Source organism: Stenotrophomonas acidaminiphila, from assembly GCF_014109845.1.
In the GTDB taxonomy this organism is placed as follows: Bacteria; Pseudomonadota; Gammaproteobacteria; order Xanthomonadales; family Xanthomonadaceae; genus Stenotrophomonas; species Stenotrophomonas acidaminiphila.
In genome coordinates this window covers 1,587,203-1,605,618 of record NZ_CP043567.1, presented here as the reverse complement: position 1 = coordinate 1,605,618, position 18,416 = coordinate 1,587,203, and the positions used below count along the sequence as shown (strand labels likewise).

Annotated in this window: 14 protein-coding genes; 8 read left to right on the top strand and 6 right to left on the bottom strand. The window is 70.8% G+C overall.

Translation table 11 applies throughout. The features are described from left to right. Positions 1-162 precede the first annotated feature (162 nt). From F0P95_RS17500 to F0P95_RS07230, 4 genes are read left to right on the top strand one after another with little or no spacing between them, the layout of a single operon-like run. A complete protein-coding gene (locus tag F0P95_RS17500; protein WP_232528916.1) occupies positions 163-738 on the top strand; it encodes a nitroreductase family protein in 576 nt (191 codons plus the stop codon). Then, positions 726-1,673, top strand: coding sequence for a 5'-3' exonuclease (locus F0P95_RS07240; protein WP_232529046.1), 948 nt, complete (start codon positions 726-728; stop codon positions 1,671-1,673). The genes F0P95_RS17500 and F0P95_RS07240 overlap by 13 nt, the downstream gene beginning before the upstream one ends. After that, positions 1,670-2,218, top strand: a complete 549-nt coding sequence (locus F0P95_RS07235) for an NUDIX hydrolase (RefSeq protein ID WP_054663184.1) — start codon at positions 1,670-1,672, stop codon at positions 2,216-2,218. The genes F0P95_RS07240 and F0P95_RS07235 overlap by 4 nt, the downstream gene beginning before the upstream one ends. Further along, the gene (locus tag F0P95_RS07230) at positions 2,215-3,021 is read left to right on the top strand and encodes an N-formylglutamate amidohydrolase (protein WP_182336297.1); all 807 of its coding nucleotides are present in this window, start codon (positions 2,215-2,217) and stop codon (positions 3,019-3,021) included. The genes F0P95_RS07235 and F0P95_RS07230 overlap by 4 nt, the downstream gene beginning before the upstream one ends. Before the next feature lie 181 nt (positions 3,022-3,202). Here F0P95_RS07230 and F0P95_RS07225 read toward each other — a convergent pair whose 3' ends face one another. Further along, positions 3,203-4,615, bottom strand: a complete 1,413-nt coding sequence (locus F0P95_RS07225; protein WP_182336296.1) for an MFS transporter — start codon at positions 4,613-4,615, stop codon at positions 3,203-3,205. A gap of 106 nt (positions 4,616-4,721) precedes the next feature. Between F0P95_RS07225 and F0P95_RS07220 the strand changes: the two genes are divergently transcribed. Continuing rightward, positions 4,722-5,606 carry a LysR family transcriptional regulator gene (locus F0P95_RS07220; RefSeq protein WP_182336863.1) on the top strand — a complete coding sequence of 295 codons (885 nt, stop codon included), beginning with the start codon at positions 4,722-4,724 and terminating at the stop codon, positions 5,604-5,606. Between the two features lie 54 nt (positions 5,607-5,660). Here the strand turns inward: F0P95_RS07220 and pip are convergent, their stop codons facing one another. The 4 genes from pip to F0P95_RS07200 form a co-directional block, all read right to left on the bottom strand. After that, complete coding sequence (gene pip, locus F0P95_RS07215; protein WP_182336295.1) at positions 5,661-6,605, bottom strand: prolyl aminopeptidase; 945 nt, start codon at positions 6,603-6,605, stop codon at positions 5,661-5,663. Between the two features lie 77 nt (positions 6,606-6,682). Continuing rightward, on the bottom strand, positions 6,683-9,571 hold the full coding sequence (locus F0P95_RS07210) for a ligand-binding sensor domain-containing protein (protein WP_232528914.1): 2,889 nt from the start codon (positions 9,569-9,571) through the stop codon (positions 6,683-6,685). A gap of 194 nt (positions 9,572-9,765) precedes the next feature. Next, a complete protein-coding gene (locus F0P95_RS07205; protein ID WP_182336294.1) occupies positions 9,766-12,927 on the bottom strand; it encodes an efflux RND transporter permease subunit in 3,162 nt (1,053 codons plus the stop codon). Between the two features lie 3 nt (positions 12,928-12,930). Next, positions 12,931-14,052, bottom strand: coding sequence for an efflux RND transporter periplasmic adaptor subunit (locus F0P95_RS07200; RefSeq protein WP_182336293.1), 1,122 nt, complete (start codon positions 14,050-14,052; stop codon positions 12,931-12,933). 107 nt (positions 14,053-14,159) lie between these two features. Between F0P95_RS07200 and F0P95_RS07195 the strand changes: the two genes are divergently transcribed. The 3 genes from F0P95_RS07195 to F0P95_RS07185 all read left to right on the top strand — a co-directional run bounded on the left by F0P95_RS07195 (position 14,160) and on the right by F0P95_RS07185 (position 16,986). Next, entirely contained in the window at positions 14,160-14,825 is a 666-nt protein-coding gene (locus tag F0P95_RS07195; RefSeq protein ID WP_182336292.1) for a TetR/AcrR family transcriptional regulator, read from the top strand. Between the two features lie 130 nt (positions 14,826-14,955). Continuing rightward, the gene (locus tag F0P95_RS07190) at positions 14,956-15,603 is read left to right on the top strand and encodes a protein-L-isoaspartate O-methyltransferase family protein (RefSeq protein WP_182336291.1); all 648 of its coding nucleotides are present in this window, start codon (positions 14,956-14,958) and stop codon (positions 15,601-15,603) included. Positions 15,604-15,627: 24 nt separating this feature from the next. Further along, positions 15,628-16,986 carry a TolC family outer membrane protein gene (locus F0P95_RS07185; protein WP_182336290.1) on the top strand — a complete coding sequence of 453 codons (1,359 nt, stop codon included), beginning with the start codon at positions 15,628-15,630 and terminating at the stop codon, positions 16,984-16,986. A gap of 100 nt (positions 16,987-17,086) precedes the next feature. Here F0P95_RS07185 and waaA read toward each other — a convergent pair whose 3' ends face one another. After that, on the bottom strand, positions 17,087-18,382 hold the full coding sequence (gene waaA, locus F0P95_RS07180; RefSeq protein ID WP_182336289.1) for a lipid IV(A) 3-deoxy-D-manno-octulosonic acid transferase: 1,296 nt from the start codon (positions 18,380-18,382) through the stop codon (positions 17,087-17,089). Positions 18,383-18,416 lie beyond the last annotated feature (34 nt).

Below are 18,416 nucleotides of genomic sequence, written 5' to 3'. Positions count from 1 at the left end.
AACCCGGCATGTCGCGTCATGCTAAGCGTACCGCTGTGAATTGGCGAGAAATCCGCCAGCGGGCGCCCGCGACGGAGTGCTCAGATTCGTCCTGCCCGTGGCCGGCGGGGCGTCCGCACCCCGGCGTCTATAATCCATGGCCGTCTTTCCCGCGAATGTCCCATGTCCGATTCCTGCTTCCTGCAAGCGCTGGACCAGCGCCGCTCGGTCCCGTCCCTGCAACTGGCCGAACCGGGCCCGGACGACGCCACCGTGCTGGCCATGCTGGCGGCCGCGGTGCGTGTCCCCGACCACGGCAAGCTGGTGCCGTTCCGCGTGCTCCGCCTGCGCGGCGATGCCCGCCACGCGCTGGGCGATTACCTGGCCCGGCGCAGCCGCGAACGCACCCCGGATGCCTCGCCGGCGGCGGTCGAGAAGGACCGCCAGCGCTTTTCGCACGCGCCGCTGGTGCTGACGGTGGTCGCGCGCCTGCAGGACAACCCCAAGGTGCCCGAACAGGAACAGCTGCTGACCGCCGGCTGCGTGTGCTTCGCCCTGCTGCAGGCCGCGCAGGGCTTCGGCTTCGGCGCGCAGTGGTTGACCGCGTGGATGGCCTACGACGAAGGCGTGGCCCGCCACCTGGGGCTGGCCGCGAACGAGCGCATCGTCGGCTTCATCCATGTCGGCACACCCAGGCTGCGGGCGCCGGAGCGCGCGCGGCCGGACCCGGCCAGCCTGCTGCAGGACTGGCAGCCGTGACCGGCATCCAGGCCAGGCAGCCGCTCTACCTGGTCGACGCCAGCCTGTACGTGTTCCGCGCCTGGCACTCGATGCCCGACAGCTTCCAGGACGCGCAGGGCTGGCCCACCAACGCCGTGCACGGTTTCGCCCGTTTCCTGCTGGACCTGCTGGAGCGCGAGCGCCCGGCGCACATCGCCGTGGCCTTCGACGAAGCACTGGACAGCTGCTTCCGGCACCGCCTGTACCCGGCCTACAAGGCCAACCGCGAGCCGGCGCCGGAGGCCCTGCGCCGCCAGTTCGCGCACTGCAAGGCGCTGTGCGCGGCGCTGGGGCTGGAAGTGCTGGCCGACCGCGACTACGAGGCCGACGACCTGATCGGCAGCGCGTTGCATGCCGGCCGCGACCATGCGCTGCGCGGGGTGATCGTCTCGGCGGACAAGGACCTGTCGCAACTGCTGCTCGAACACGACGAGCAGTGGGACTACGCGCGCAACCAGCGCTGGGGCGCGGGCGGGGTCAAGGCGCGCCACGGCGTGCATGCCCACCAGATCGCCGACTACCTGGCGCTGTGCGGCGACGCGGTGGACAACATCCCCGGCATCAGCGGCATCGGCGCCAAGTCGGCGGCAGTGCTGCTGGCCCACTTCGGCAGCCTCGACGCGCTGCTCGAGCGGATCGACGAGATCCCGTTCCTGCGCCTGCGAGGCGCCGCGCAGATGGCCACGCGCCTGCGCCAGCAGCGCGAACTGGCGCTGCTGTTCCGGCAGCTGACCACCATCGCCGTGGATGCGCCGCTGGCCCCGGCCACGCCCGCCTTCACCCGCGCCGCGGCCGATGCCGACATGCTCGACGGCCTGTGCGGATCGCTGCGCTTCGGCCCGCTCACCCGGCGCCGGCTGCTGGCCGCCGCCGGCCTGGAAACCGCCTCCCCTTCCACCCACGAATCCGCATGAGCCAGAACACCGCAGCCCCCCGCGTCGTCTACGAAGGCCGCTACCAGCGCATGGTGGTGCGCGGCACCTGGGAATACAGCGAACGCACCCACGCCGGCGGCCTGGCCGCGATCATCATCGCCGTCACCCCGGACGACGAGGTGCTGTTCGTCGAGCAGTTCCGGGTGCCCCTGCAGGCACGCACGATCGAAATGCCGGCCGGGCTGGTCGGCGACATCACCGCCGGCGAATCGATCGAGGCCTCGGCGATCCGCGAACTGGAGGAGGAAACCGGCTGGACCGCCGACCACGCCGAGGTGCTGATGATCGGCCCGACCTCCTCCGGCGCCAGCAGCGAGAAGATCGCCTTCGTGCGCGCCACCGGCCTGCGCCGGGTCGGCGAGGGCGGCGGCGACGACAGCGAGGACATCACCGTGCACAGCATCGCGCGCGATCGCGCCGCGGCCTGGCTGGTGGAGAAAATGGGCCAGGGCTACGAGCTCGACGCCAAGCTCTGGGCCGGGCTGTGGATGATCGAACACCACCTGGACGGCCGGCCACGATGAGCCGGCTCGACAACCCCGCCGAGCTCCTGGCCCCGCCGCTGCTGGGCCCGCAGGACCCGCCGCCGTTCACCGTGCACAACCCGTACGGCCGCTCGCCGTTCCTGCTGCTGGCCGACCACGCCGGGCAACGGGTTCCGGCCGCGCTGGGCGACCTCGGCCTGGCGCCGGCGGAACTGGACCGGCACATCGGCTGGGACATCGGCATCGCCGGCACCACCCGGGCACTGGCGCGGCAACTGGACGCCTTCGCCATCGAGCAGACCTATTCGCGGCTGGTGATCGACTGCAACCGGCCGCTGGCCTCGCCGACGCTGATGCCGGAGACCAGCGACGGCACCGCCATCCCGGGCAATGCCGGGTTGGGCCGCGCGCAACGGCAGCAGCGCATCGGCGCCATCCACGCGCCCTACCACGCGCGCATCGCCGACGAACTGGACCGGCGCCGCGATGCCGGCGTGCCGACGCTGCTGGTGATGATGCACAGCTTCACCCCGGTGATGGACGGCGCTGCCCGCCCCTGGCATGCCGGGGTGCTCTACCACCGCGACGCGCGGTTCGCGCAGGCGCTGCTGCAGGCGCTGCGCGGGGAGGGCGACCTGGTGGTCGGCGACAACCAGCCGTATTCGGTCAGCAGCACCAGCGACTACGCGGTGCCGGTGCATGGCGAAGCCCGCGGGCTGGTGCATGTGGAACTGGAGATCCGCCAGGACCTGATCGCCGATGCCGCCGGGCAACAGGCCTGGGCGGCGCGGCTGGCGCGGGTCTTCACCGCGTTGCAGCCGCGGCTGCTGCAGCTCCGGTAGCGCCGGCTGCCACCAGCGCACCGCCGGCGCCTCCAGCCTCGAGCAGGGCCTGCAGGACGTCAGCGCACTGGCACGCCGACGGCGGCGAAGGCGCGGCCCCACCCGACGCATGCGCACGCCTCGTCGTCATCGTGGCAGGCGGCAAGCACCCCGCAGCACCTGGTGGGGTCGAGCAGCCCGGTCATGCGTCGTTGGCCAGGCATCCGCGGGCCGCACGGTCTGGCGGCGCCACGCGCAGGCCCAGGGCGATGACCACGCCGAGCAGCGCGAACAACGCCGCGCCGTACTCGGCGCGCACCAGGCCGGCCAGCGCGCCCGGCGAACCGGCCGGGCCGGCACCGGCGTTGGCGACCATCACCAGCACCGCCAGGCCCAGCGCGCCACCGATCTGCTGCGCGGTCGCGGCCATGCCCGAGGCGACGCCCTGCTGCGCGGCCGGCACGCCCTGCCCGGCCACGATCCACATCGAAGTCCAGGTCATGCCCTGGCCGATGCTCAGCACCACCACCCCGGGCAGCAACGGCCAGAAGTACGCGCCATGCGGCAGCATCGCCGCCACCCAGGCGATGCCCAGGGCGCCGGCCAGCTGCCCCACGACCAGCACCGTGCGCGCGCGCCAGCGCCGCAGCGTCCACTCGGCCAGCCGGATGCCGACCGTGCACACCGCGGTGGCCGGCAGGAAGGCCAGTCCGGCCTGCAGCGGACTCCAGCCGTAGCCATCCTGGAAATACAGCGCCATGAAGTAGTACTGCACGCCATAGCTGCTCATGAAGGCGAAGGTCAGGCCCAGTGCGGCACGCAGGCCGGGCAGGCGCAGCAGCGCGAACTGCATCAGCGGATCGCGGCTGCGCCGTTCGATCCACACGAATACGACCAGCAGCAGCGCCGACAGCAGCAGGCAGCCCAGCGTGGCCGGCGCCGCCCAGCCCCATTCCGGCCCCTGCACCAGGGTGGTCACCAGCAGGCTGCCGCCCAGGGTCACGGCGATGCAGCCGGCAAGGTCGAACGAACGGCCCCGCGCACGCGGGCCATCGGCCGGCAGCCATGCGCCGGCGGCGACGGCGCATGCCGTGGCCAGCGGCACGATCACCGCCAGCACCGCCGGCCAGCCGAAAGCCTGGGTCAGTACGCCGCCGAGCAGCGTGCCCAGCGCCAGACCGACCGCGCTGGCCATGCTCCAGATCGCCAGCGCGCGGTTGCGCGCCGGGCCTTCGGCGTACAGCGTGTTGATCAGTGCCAGGGTGGCCGGGAACAGCAATGCGGCGCCGATGCCCTGCGCGGCGCGCGCGAGGATCAGCAGCGTGGCATCCGGCGCCCATGCACCCAGCAGCGAGGCCAGGGCGAACAGCAGCATGCCCAGCCGGTAGAACCGGCGGCGCCCGATCAGGTCGGCGGCACGGCCGCCCAGCAGCAGGCTGCCACCGAAAGCCACCGTATAGGCACTGACCACCCACTGCAGCTGCTGCGCGTTGATCTGCAGCGCGCGGCCCATGTCATGCAGGGCGACGAAGATGATGGTGGCATCCAGGGCGATGATCAGCTGCGCGGTGGCCAGCAGGGCCAGTGCCCGGCGTGGGTATTTCAGGGAAGGCATCGGCGATGGCACGTCGAGGGGGGAGCGCAGTCTCTTTGATGCAGCTCGATCAATAAACCCATGAATGACCATATCTGCGATGATCAAGCGCATGAATGGATCCGCGATGGACCTCAATGCCGTGCGCATGCTGGTACAGGTGGCCGAGGCGCGCAGCTTCACCGTGGCGGCCGGCCAGCTTGGCCTGAGCCAACCCGGGCTCTCGCGCGCGATCAGCCGGCTGGAGGCCGCACTGGGAGTGAAGCTGCTGCAGCGGAACACCCGCAACGTGGCGCTGACCCCGGACGGCCGCCAGTTCGTCGAACAGGTCGCCCCCCTGCTGTGCGGCCTGGAGGATGCCGAGCGGCAGCTGGCGGACCGCCCGTGCACGCCGTCGGGCACGCTGAAGATCAGCGCACCGTCGATGTTCGGGCGCAAAGTGCTGGTGCCGCTGCTGGCGCCCTTGCTGGAGCGGCATCCGCAGCTGCAGGTGGAAGCGGTGCTGAGCGACCGCCTGGTCGACCTGGTCGAGGAAGGCTTCGACGCCGCGCTGCGGACCGGCGTCATCGCCGACCAGCGCATCGTGGCCCGCCCGCTGCGGCCGCTGCGCTGGGTGACGGTGGCCAGCCCGGACTACCTCGCCCGGCACGGCAGGCCGGCCGATGTGCAGGCGCTGCGCGCGCATGCCTGCCTGGCGGTGCGCAACCTGCGCAGCGGCCGGCTGGTGGACTGGCAGTTCCTGCAGGAGGGGCAGCTGGGCGAGTTCACGCCGCCGGCGCGGATGGTGTTCGACAGCGGCGACCCGTTGGTGGAAGCGGCCATCGCCGGCATCGGCATCGTGCAGGTGATGGACTTTGCCGTGGCCGACGCCCTGGCCGAGGGTCGCCTGCAGCGCGTGCTGCAGCCATTCGAGGGCCGCAGCCGCGAACTGTCGCTGATCTACCCGCCGTCGCGCCAGCGTTCGCCCAAGCTCCAGGCACTGGCCGAGGCCCTGCTGGCCGCGCGCTGGTAGTGCCGGCCGCCGGCCGGCACCGCCGGGCCACCGCCGTGGCGGTGGCGGCCGCGATCAACCCGCGAAGCTGTCGGTGGCGCGCACCAGCGCGTCCACGTTCTCCACTTCGAACGCCGAATGCCCCGAGGCCGGGGTGATGTGCAGCTGCGCTTTCGGCCAGGCCTTGTGCAGGTCCCAGGCGTTGGCCAGCGGGCACACCACGTCATAGCGGCCATGCACGATCACCCCGGGGATGTCGGCGATGCGGTGCGCGTCGCGCAGCAGCTGGTCCTCGACCTCGAAGAAGCCGCCGTTGACGAAGTAGTGGTTCTCGATGCGGGCGAAGGCCAGCGCGAACTGCGGGTCCTCGTGGCTGTTGATGAAGTCGTCGTCCACGTGCAGGAAGCTGGTGGCGCCTTCCCATACGCTCCATGCCCTGGCCGCGGCCAGCCGGGTGGCTTCGTCATCGCTGGTCAGGCGACGGTGGAAGGCGGAGATCAGGTCGTGCCGCTCCACCGCCGGGATCGCGTTGACGTAGTGGTCCCAGGCATCGGGGAACAGGCGGCTGGCGCCTTCCTGGTAGAACCATTCCAGCTCCCAGCGGCGCAGCATGAAGATGCCGCGCAGGACCAGCTCGGTCACGCGCTGCGGATGGGCCTGCGCATAGGCCAGCGCCAGGGTCGAGCCCCAGCTGCCGCCGAACACCTGCCAGCGGTCGACCGCAAGGTGCCCGCGCAGCGTCTCGATGTCGGCCACCAGGTCCCAGGTGGTGTTGTCCACCAGGTCGGCGTGCGGCGTGGAACGGCCCGCGCCACGCTGGTCGAACAGGATGATCCGGTACTTCGCCGAGTCGTGGAACTGGCGCATCTTCGCCGTGCAGCCGCCACCGGGCCCGCCATGCAGCATCACCACCGGCTTGCCGTCGGGGTTGCCGCACTGTTCGTAGTACAGCGTGTGGCGCTCGTCGACCTTGAGCGTACCGGTGTCGTAGGGCGTGATGGCGGGATAAAGCGTGCGCATGCGCGGACTCGCTGGCTGGGAGAACACCCGATTGTAGAGCGCCGCGCCCACCGCCGGGCCGCAGCGGGCGCTGCCCGCTACGCGGCACAGACCCGGTTGCGGCCCTCGCGCTTGGCGCGGTAGAGCTGGCGGTCGGCGGCGGCCAGCAGCGTGCGCGGGGATTCCTGCCCCGGGCGGCACTCGGCCACGCCGATGCTGGCGGTGACCACCAGCCCCGGATCCACCTCGTCAATGCGCGCGCGGGCCAGTGCCAGCCGCAGCGCCTGCAGCCGCTGCAGCGCCTGCTCCAGGGTCAGGCCGCGCAGCACCGCCAGGAATTCCTCGCCGCCGTGCCGCGACACGAACTGCTCGCCGTCCAGCTGCTGGCGCAGCAGTTCGGCCACCTCGCGCAGTACCCGGTCGCCGCCGTGGTGGCCGTGGCGGTCGTTGATCTGCTTGAAATGGTCGATGTCGATCAGCGCCACGCACAGCGGTTCGCCGCGATCGCCGGCGCGTTCCAGCGCCTGGCGCAGGTGCAGCTCGGCCGCACGCCGGTTGGGCAGGCCGGTCAGCACGTCGTGCGTGGCCTGGTGTTCCAGCCGCTGCAGCAGCCGGTCGCGCTCGGCGCCGGCCAGCTCCAGCGCGCGGTTCTTGTCGCTCAGCTCCTCGGTGCGCGCCGCGATCACCCGGCTGAGCCGGTACTGGCTGCGCCGGTAGCTGGCGGTGCGCAGCCAGAACCCCAGCACCACGGCCGCCACCAATGCCAGGCCGAGCAGCACGCGCGAGGACGTGCGCTTCCAGAGCGGCGGCACGACCTCCAGCGCCATCTCCGCCGTCCCCACTTCGGACTGCCGCGCCCAGTCCAGCGGCAGCGCCATGGCCTGCACTTCCAGCCGGTACTGGCCGGGCGGCAGGTTGGTGTAGACCGCCTCGGTGCCCTTGCCCGCCTCCACCCAGGCGGCATCGAAGCCGTGCAGGCGGTAGCGGTAGCGCATCTTGTCCGGCGCGCGGAAATTGAGCGCGGTGTAGGCCACCGCCAGCCGCCGCGCGTCCGGCTCGAGCCGCAGCAGCGCCGCCGGCGCCTGCGCCACGCCATCCACCGATACCGCCTCGAACACCACCGGCGACGCCTTGCCGTCGTAACGGCCGGCGATCCGCGGGTCGATCAGGCCCAGCCCGGCCGACGTCGGGAATGCCAGCGCGCCGTTGCTGACGCGCCATCCGGCCGGCATCGAGGCACCGTTGCCCTGGCTGCCGGGCATGCCGTCGCTGCGGTCCAGCACGTGTACGGCCAGCTGCCGGCGGGTACCGGCGTCGATCTCGTCCAGTTCCGCACGGGCGATGCGGAACACACCGATGTTGCTGGGCAGCCACAGGTTCCCGGCCTGGTCGTCGATGATCCGGAACAGCTTGTCGCGCGGCAGGCCATGGCGATGGTCGTAGACCCGGAAGGTACCGTTGCGCATGCGCAGCAGGCCGCGATCACTGGCGATCCACAGGTCGCCGCCCGGGTCCCGCAGGAAGTCGAACACGTATTGCGCGGGCACGTCGCTTTCCGCGCTCCAGGTGCGCAACGCGTCGTCGGGCCCGAGCGCGGCCATGCCCCCGGTGGTGCCGATCCACAGCGTGCCGTCGGGGTCGCGGTACAGCGCCTGCACCGCCGCCGCGGGTTGCTCCCTGCTGTCCAGGCGCAACCGCAGGCGCCCATCGCGATAGTGGCTCAGGCCGTGGGTACCCCCGATCCACAGGCCGCCGTCGGGGTCGGCCAGCAGCGCCCGCACGATCGGCTCGCGCGGGCCGCCGAAGCGGATCCGCTGTTTCACCCGGCCCTGCGCATCCAGCGCGAACACCCCCTGGTCGTAGGTACCCGCCCACAGCGTGCCGTCGCGCCAGGCCAGCGCCAGCACCGAGGGGTCGCGGCCGCTTCCCTCGCCCAGCCCTATCCGCTGCATGCGCCGCTGGTGCCAGCGGTCCAGGCCTTCGGCGTGGCCGATCCACAGCGCCCGGTCCTCGCTCTGCAGCACCACCCGGACATAGTCGCTGCCCAGCCCGTCCCTGCGGCTGAAACCGACCGCGGCGACCTCGGCCACGCGGTGCAGGCCGTCGGTGCTGCCGATCCAGATCAGCCCCTCGCGGTCGGCGAGCAGGGCCGCACTGACCGGGCCGGCGATATCCAGGCGTTCGTCGCCATCGCCGGCATGGCGCAGCAGTTCGCCGCTGGACAGGCTCATCCAGATCGCGCCGATGGCATCGCGCAGGACCGCCTCGACGCGGTCGCCGGCGTGCAGATGCTCGACCGTGCCGGCGCGGTCGCGCCAGAACACGCCATTGTCGGTGGCCAGCAGCCAGCCGCCGGCACCGTCGCCGGCAATGCCGCGCACCGGATCGGTACCCGCCCAGTCCGCCCAGGGCATGGCGCGCCCGTCCTGCAGCCGATAGGCGCCGGCATCGGTGGCGACCAGCACCGCGCCGTCGCCGCCGTCGGCCAGAGCATTGACCCGCACGCCGGGCAGGCCGGCGTCGGCACCGGCGTCGTGGATGCGCCCGCGCGCATCCATCCGCAGCAGGCGGTTGGCCGAGGCGATCCACAGTTCGCCGCCGGCGCCACGCAGCAGCGCGGTGACCGGCAGGCGGCGGGCGCCGGCCTCGCCCAGGCGTTGCCAGCGCCCGCGGTAATGGCGGAACACGCCATCGGCCGCGGTACCGAACAGGACGCCGCCGTCGGGCTCGGCGAGGATGCTGAACACCCCCGACAGTTCCGCGCCGGGGGTGTTCTGGCGGTCGAAAACGGTGAAATGGCGGCCATTGAAACGGACCACGCCTTCCCAGGTCCCGGCCCAGATGAAGCCATCGCGGTCCTGCGCCAGCGCATGCACCAGGTTGTGCGGCAGGCCGTCGTCCATGGTCCAGCCGCTGACCATGTAGTGGCGGCCATCCGCGGCGCGCGCCGCTGGCAGCCAGGCCAGGCAGGCCAGCACCAGCACCACGCATCCATACCAGGACGCCAGCCATGCGCTGCACGCGCCTGCATCCCTGTGCCGGACGATCTGGATGCTACGGACCAACAGAACCGTCTCCCCTCGCGGTTTGGCGCGGCCGGCCACCCTGGCCGGCCGCGCCGCTCAAATCTACCACCGCAAAGTTACGGACATCCGCCGGCAGGCCGCGGCGGATGCGCCGTTCAGCTCGCCGCCTCGTCCGGCCGCACCCGGAACCAGGCCGCGTACAGCGCCGGCAGGAACACCAGGGTCAGCACCGTGCCGACGATCAGCCCGCCCATGATCGAGATCGCCATCGAGCCGTAGAACGCGCTGCGCGAGAGCGGGATCATCGCCAGCACCGCGGCCAGCGCGGTCAGCACGATCGGGCGGAAGCGGCGCACGGTGGCGTCGATGATCGCGTGCCAGCGGTCGTGCCCGGCATCGATGTCCTGCTGGATCTGGTCCACCAGGATCACCGAGTTGCGCATGATCATGCCCGCCAGCGCGATGGTGCCCAGCAGCGCCACGAAGCCGAACGGCACCCGGAAGATCAGCAGGAACAGGGTCGCGCCGATGATGCCCAGCGGCGCGGTGACCAGCACCATCGCCGCGCGCGAGAAGCTGCGCAGCTGCAGCATCAGCAGGGTCACCACCACGACCAGGAACAGCGGCATGCCGGCCTTGATCGAGTTCTGGCCGCGCGCCGAATCCTCCACCGTGCCGCCGACTTCCAGCAGGTAGCCGTCCGGCAAGGCGGCGCGGATGCCGTCCAGCGCCGGCAGGATCTGCCCGGTGACCTCCGGCGGCAGCAGGCCGTCGGCGATATCGGCACGCACGGTGACGGTGGGCAGGCGGTTGCGGTGCCAGATGATGCCATCCTCGAACACGTACTCGAGCCGGGCCACCTGCGACAGCGGCACCGCGGTGCCGCTGGGCGTGGGGATGGCCAGGCTGGCGAGCATGTCGAGCCGCGCGCGCTCGTCGTCCGGGCCGCGCAGCAGCATGCCGATCTGGCGGTTGCCCTCGCGGTAGGTGCTCACCTGCATGCCCGACAGCGAACTGCTCAGGAAGTGCGCGATCTGCGCGCTGCTCACGCCCAGCGCGCGAGCGCGCTCCTGGTCCACCACCAGCCGTACCACCTTGCTCGGTTCGGACCAGTTGAGGTTGACGTTGGCCACGTGCGGGTTCTGCCGCACCTTGTCGGCGACCTGGCGGGCGATGGCCTGCACCCGGTCGATGTGCTCGCCGGACACGCGGAACTGCACCGGGTAGCCCACCGGCGGCCCGTTCTCCAGCCGGGTCACGCGCAGCTGCACGTCGGTGAACCGCGGCACCACCTCCTTCAGCAGCCAGTCGCGCACCGCCTCGCGGGCGTGGATGTCCTGCGCGAGCACCACGAACTGGGCGAAATTGGTCGCCGGCAGCTGCTGGTCCAGCGGCAGGTAGAAGCGCGGCGAGCCGCTGCCCACGTAACCGACGTAGTTGGCGATGTCCTGGCGCTGCTTCAGCAGCGCCTCCAGCTTGTGCGCCTGCGCCTGGGTGGCGGCCAGCGACGCGCCTTCGGCCAGCTCGATGTCCACCATCAGCTCCGGCCGGGTCGAGTCCGGGAAGAACTGCTGCGGCACGAAGCGGAACATCGCCAGCGAAAACACGAACAGGCCGATGGTGGCGAAGATCACCAGCCAGCGGCGTCGCAGGCAGGCATCGAGGAAACGCCGGAAGCGCTGGTAGAACGCGCTCTTGTACGGGTCGTGGTCGTGTTCCAGCTGCCTGGGCCGGACCAGGTTGGCGAGCGCCGGATTGCGGTCGGCCCAGCGCAGGCGCAGCGCATGCCAGCGTGCGGCCAGGCTGCCCGGCCGCGGCGGCTGCGGGTTGTGCAGGTCCGGCAGCATCTTGTCGCCCAGGTACGGGATGAACAGCACCGCGGCGATCCACGACACCACCAGGGCAATGGTCACCACCTGGAACAGCGAGCGGGTGTACTCGCCGGTGCTGGAGGCGGCGGTGGCGATGGGCAGGAAGCCGGCGGCGGTGATCAGCGTGCCGGTCAGCATCGGGAACGCGGTCGACTCCCAGGCGAAGCTCGCCGCGCGCAGGCGGTCGTAGCCCTGCTCCATCTTGGTGGCCATCATCTCCACCGCGATGATCGCGTCGTCCACCAGCAGTCCCAGCGCCAATACCAGCGCGCCCAGCGAGATCTTGTGCAGGCCGATGTCGAACTGGTGCATGACGAAGAAGGTCATCGCCAGCACCAGCGGGATCGATACCGCCACCACCAGCCCGGTGCGCCAGCCCAGCGAGAAGAAGCTCACCAGCAGCACGATCACCACCGCCTCGGTCAGCACCTTGACGAACTCGCCGACCGAATCCTTCACCGCATGCGGCTGGTCGGAGACCTTGCGCAGCTGCATGCCCGCCGGCAGCGTCTTCTGCAGCCGCGCGAACTCGTCGTCCAGCGCCTTGCCGAGCTTGAGGATGTCGCCGCCGTTCTTCATCGCCACCGCGATGCCGATGGCGTCCTCGCCCATGAAACGCATCTTCGGCGACGCCGGGTCGGCGAAGCCGCGCCTGACCTGGGCGATGTCGCCCAGGCGCACGCTACGGTCGCCGGCGCGGATCGGGAACGCGGCGATCTCCTCGACCGAATTGAACTGCCCGGTCACCCGCATCTGCACGCGGTCGCTGCCGGTCTCGAACCAGCTGGCGGGGGTGACCGCGTTCTGGTCGGCCAGCGCCTGCTGCACCTGCTGCAGCGACACCCCCAGCGTGGCCAGCTTGGTGTTGGACAGCTCGATCCACACCTTTTCGTCCTGCAGGCCGAGCAGGTCGACCTTGCCGACGTCGGCCACGCGCTGCAGCTCCAGCTGGATGCGGTCGGCGTAGTCGCGCATCAGCGCGTAGTCGAAGCCCTTGCCGGTCAACGCGTAGATGTTGCCGAAGGTGTCGCCGAATTCGTCGTTGAAGAACGGCCCGACCACCTCGGCCGGCAGCTGCGAACGGATGTCGCCGACCTTCTTGCGCACCTGGTAGAACAGCTCGGGCACGTCCTTGGAGCGCATCGAGTCGCGCGCCATGAAGATCACCTGCGATTCCCCCGGCCGCGAGTACGACTGGATGAACTCGAACTGCCCGGTGTTCATCAGCGCCTTCTCGATCGGCTCGGTCACCTGCCGCGAGACCTGCTCGGCGGTGGCCCCGGGCCATGCCGCCTGCACCACCATCGCCTTGAACGTGAACGGCGGATCCTCGGACTGGCCGAGGTGCTTGTAGGACCACGTGCCGATGACCGCCAGCGCGATCATCATGAACAGCACCAGCGCGCGGTTGCCCAGTGCCCACTCGGAAAGATTGAAGCGGCGCACGCCTCAGTCCTCCTTCCGGGCCGCAGCGGGTGCGGCCAGGACCGGCTTGTTGGCCCGGTCCACCGCCGTCACCGGCTGGCCCTCGCGCAGCAGGTGGCCACCGGCGGCCACCACCCAGTCGCCGGCGGCCAGCCCGGACAGCACCGGCACGCGCTCGGCGCCGTAGGCGCCAAGCGTCACCTGGCGCAGGTGCAGCGTGCCCTTGGCCGGATCCACCACCCATACCCCGGCCTGCTGCCGGGTCCGGCCCGGCTGCACCGCCGCCAGCGGCACGCTCAGCGCGCCGCCCTTGCCGTGGGCCACGTAGACGCGTGCGCTCTGCCCCAGCTCCACCGCATCCAGCGCTTCGGCCGCCAGGCTCACGCGCGTGGCATAGGTGCGCGCCTGGGCGTCGGCGGCCGGCGCGATCTCGCGGATCGTGCCCGGCCAGCGCTTGCCGGGCCGGTTCCACAACTCCACTTCCACCGCCTGGCCCACCGCGAATTCGCGGATGCCGCTCTCCGGCAGGGCGATGGCGACCTCGCGGGCGCCGTCGGCGGCCAGCGTGTAGATGGCCTGGCCGGCGGCGACCACCTGCCCGGCCTCGGCCTGGCGGCTGGCGATCACCCCGTCCGCCGGCGCGCGCAACTGCGCGTAGGCGGCCTGGTTGCGGGCCACGTCCAGGTTGGACCGGGCCGCGTCGGCCTGGCCCTGCGCCACCTTCAGCGCGGCGGTCTGCGCATCCAGCGCGGAGCGGCTGACCAGTTGCTGGGCGGCCAGTGCGGTGTAGCGCCGGTGTTCGTCGCGGGCGCGCACCAGGTCGGCCTCGGCGGCGGCGTACTGCGCCTGCGCCGCACGCGCCTGCAGCGCGTAATCGGCCACGTCCAGCTCGGCCAGCAACTGGCCCTTGCGCACCCGCTCGCCGGCATTGACCTCGCGCCGCAGCAGGTTGCCGCCCACCCGGAACGACAACACCGTTTCCTCGCGCGCCCGTATTTCGCCGGGGTATGCGGTGATGGCCTGGCCACTGTCCTGGGGGTGTACGACCAGAACCGGTACGGCATGTGCGGGAGCAGGCTCGGACTTGCCGCAGGCGGCCAACAGGGCCACCAGCAGGGAACCGCCAATCCATGGGGCAATGTTCATGGGTAAGGATCGCTGGGAGATGAAAGGGGGAGGGATGGCGGTTCACCGCCATTACTGAACGAGGCGGTATAGTATAAATATCGAACCAGCTGGTCTAGTATTGTCAGATGTCTTCGCATCATCCTTCCCACCCCACCGGCAAGCCGACCCCGCGCGGCGCCGGTCCCGGCCGCCCCAAGGACCTGGGCAAGCGTGCCGCGATCCTGGAAACGGCCAAGGAAATGTTCATCGAACAGGGTTTCAACGGCGTGAGCATGGACGGCATCGCCGCCGGCGCCGGCGTTTCCAAACTCACCGTCTACAGCCATTTCGGCGACAAGGAGACCCTGTTTTTCGAGGCGATCCAGGCCAAGTGCGTGGAGATGATGCCCGACGACCTGTTCGTGACCGACAGCGAAGGCCCGCTGCGCGAGCAGCTGCGCGGGATCGGCCATGCGTTCTTCGCGCTGATCAGCAGCGACGAGGCCATCGCCACCCAGCGCATGATGATGACCCCGGAAACCGACGACCGGATCCGCGAGATGTTCTGGCAGGCCGGGCCCAAGCGCACCGAAAGCGCATTGGCCGAGTTCCTGGAGGCCCGCGCGGCCCGCGGCGAACTGGCGATCGACGACCCGCGCCTGGCCGCGCGCCAGTTCTTCTGCCTGATCAAGGGGGAACTGCACGCGCATATGATGTGCGGGCTGTGCGCGGCCCCGGAGCAGCCCGACGCCGAGGCCCACATCGCCACCACGGTCGACTTCTTCATCCGCGCCTATGCGCCCCGCCCCTAACCTGAACGAACCGGAGGTCGTGGTGACTTCCGGCACTGCGGGCCTGCCGCGGGCACGGCGATGCTTGCCCCGCACTGCCCGCGCCAACCGGTAAAATGGCCGGCCCACTGCGCCGGATTGACGAGACACCATGACGATCGATTACTCCCACGCCCGCGAAATGATGGTCGAACAGCAGGTACGTCCCTGGGACGTGCTGGACCTGCGCGTGCTGGACGTCCTGGCGCGGTTGCCGCGCGAAGCCTTCGTGGCCGAGTCGCACAAGGCGCTGGCCTATGCCGACATCGAACTGCCGCTGGGCCATGGCCAGAAGATGATGAAGCCGGTGCTCGAAGGCCGCATGCTGCAGGCGCTGGACCTGCAGCCGGGCGACGAAGTGCTGGAGATCGGCACCGGCAGCGGCTTCATCAGCGCCTGCCTGGGCGAACTGGCCCGTGAAGTGCTGAGCCTGGAAATCCAGCCGGAGCTGGCCGCGCGCGCACGCGACAACCTGGATGCCGCCAAGCTCGGCTCCAACGTGCGCATCGAGGTCGCCGACGCGCTGCACTGGCAGACCCAGCGCCACTTCGACGCCATCTGCATCACCGGCGCGGTGGATACCGTGCCGGCGCACATCCTGAAGTGGCTGCGCCCCGGTGGCCGCCTGTTCGTCATCCAGGGCCGCTCGCCGGTGATGGAAGCGGCGCTGATCAAGGCCGACGGCAGCGTGCAGTCCCTGTTCGAAACCGATATCGACTATCTGCTGGGTGCCGCGCCGGCCCCGCAGTTCCAACTCTGATCCGCTACATCCAAGGAAGCCGCAATGATCCGCCGATCCCTCGCCCTTGCGCTGGCTGTCGCCCTCTCGCCGCTGGCGGCCAATGCCGCCGACCTGATGCAGGTCTATGAAATGGCCCGCAACGGCGACCCGCAGCTGGCCTCCGCAGAGTCCAACCGGCTGTACACCAAGGAAGGCCAGGTGCAGGCCCGCGCGGCGCTGCTGCCGTCGCTGGGCGGCTCGGCGTCGCTGAACCGCACCCGCTCCTCGCAGGACGGCGTCAGTGGCTCGAGCACCACCACCTCGCGCAAGTACGGCATCTCCGGTGAGCAGACCCTGTTCAACTGGACCCAGTTCGCCAACCTGCGGACCCAGCGCGAAATCAGCAAGGCAGCCGACTTCGACCTGGAATCGGCGAACGACGACCTGATCGTGCGCACCGCCACCACCTACTTCAACGTGCTGGTGGCGATCGAATCGCTCAGCGCCGCGCAGACCAACGAAGCGGCCGCCAAGAAGCAGTTCGACTACGCCGACAAGCGCCTGGAAGTCGGCCTGGCACCGATCACCGACGTGCACGAAGCCCGCGCCCAGTACGACCAGGCGCGCGCCAACACCATCCTCGCCCGCAACACCCTGGCCGATGCCTACCAGGCGCTGAGCGAACTGACCGGGCAGCCGGTGCAGGGCCTGCGCAGCCTGCCGGAGGACTTCCGTCCGGAACTGCCGGCCAACCGCGGCGACGTCGACAAGCTGGTGGCCGATGCGATCACCCAGAACCCGGCGCTGAAGGCGCAGGAACTGAAGGTCAACGCCGCCGAATCCGGTGTCTCGGCCGCCCGCGGCGGCCACTACCCGACCCTGTCGCTGGGCGGCAGCTGGGGCAAGAGCGCCAATTGGGGCGACAGCGTCGGCGGCTCCTCGTTCGGCCCGGACGCGACCACCAACTCGATCGGCCTGACCCTGAACGTGCCGATCTTCTCCGGTGGCGCCACCCAGTCCTACGTGCGCCAGGCCCTGGCCCAGCGCGACATCGCCCAGGACGGCTACGAGCAGCAGAAGCGCGCGCTGGACCGCAACACCCGCAATGCCTACCAGGCCGTGGTGGCGGGTATCAGCGAGGTCGAGGCACGGCGCCTGGCCGTGGTGTCGGCGCAGAGCGCGTACGACGCCTCGCAGGTCGGCCTGGAAGTCGGTACCCGTACCGTGCTGGACGTGGTGCAGAACCAGCGCACCCTGTTCCAGGCCAAGCTGGACTACGCGCAGGCCCGCTACACCTTCCTGCTCAGCCGGCTGCAGCTCAGCCAGGCCATCGGCGCGCTGGACGTGGCCGAGGTGCAGGACATCAACCGCCTGTTGACCCAGGATGCCGAGGCGCAGCTGGCGGCGGGCAGCATGCAGTAAGCCCCGTCGCTTCACCGGCGTGGACATGCGAAAGGCGGGCCTGGGCCCGCCTTTCGCGTATGCGCCATCATGCGGCGCGGGAACCCGGCAAGCGCGCCCCCTACTCCGGTGCCGGCAGCCGCGGCCCGATCAGTTCCAGGGTCCGCTCGAGCGCGCCGCGGCCATTGGCCACCAGCTGGGCGCCGGCCTGGACCCTCTGCCGGCGCGCCGGCGCATCCCCCAGCAGGCGCAGCAGTTCGTCGCCGAGCTGGGCAGCGTCGCCGCAGATGCTCAGCGCCCCGGCTTCGCTCATCCGCCGCGAGATCTCGGCGAAGTTGTGCAGGTGCGGGCCGGTGATCACCGCCGTGCCCATCGCCGCCGGCTCCAGCAGGTTGTGCCCGCCGATGGCCTGCAGGCTGCCGCCGACGAAGGCCACCTGCGCGCAGGCGAAGAACGGCATCAGCTCGCCCAGCGTGTTGAGCACGAACACCTGGGTGTCGGCGCCCGGCCACTGCTCGGCGCTGCGCGTGGCCACGCGCCAGCCCTGGGCCCGGACCGACGCCTCGACCTTGGCGAACCGCTCCGGATGCCGCGGCGCCCACAGCAGCAGCGCATCGGGATACCGCTCCAGCACGCGCGCATGCAGGTCGATGACCGCCTGCTCTTCGCCTTCGTGGGTGCTGGCGGCGATCCAGGTCACGCGCCCGGCCGGCACATGCGCATGGAACGCGGCGAGCAGCGGCGCCGGATCCGGCGGGTGGATATCGAACTTCAGGTTGCCCAGTGCGCAGACCTGCTCCTGGCGTGCGCCGAGCACGACGAAGCGGCACGCGTCCTCGCTCGACTGCGCGGCCACGCAGGTCACCGTGCGCAGCGCGCGCCCGACCAGCGGCCGCAGCAGGCGATACCCCTTCAGCGAGCGTGCCGACAGCCGCGCATTGAGGATGTAGACCGGGATCCGGCGATCGCGGCAGCCGAACAACAGGTTCGGCCACAACTCGGTTTCCAGGATCAACGCCAGGCTCGGGCGGAAATGATCGAGGAAACGGCCGGCGCTGCCCGGCACGTCGTAGGGCAGATAGACGTGGTCCACCGCGTCGCCCCACAACGCGCGCACCCGCTGGGAACCGGTGGGGGTGATGGTGGTGATGACCCAGCGGATGTCCGGGCGCTGCCTGCGCAGCGCATCCACCACCGGCGCGGCGGCATTGACCTCGCCCACCGATACCGCGTGCAGCCACACGCAGGGCCGGCGCCCGCTTTCCGGATACGACGCATAGCGTTCGTCCCAGCGCTTGAAGTACTCGCGCACGCGGAAGCCGCGCCATACCAGGTGATAGACGGTGATGGGCAGCAGCAGGTACAGCAAGGCCGAGTACAGGCCCCGCAGCAGCAGTTCGACGGGATCCTTGCGCATCCGGCGAGGATACCTATGCGCGGCGAACTAGTGG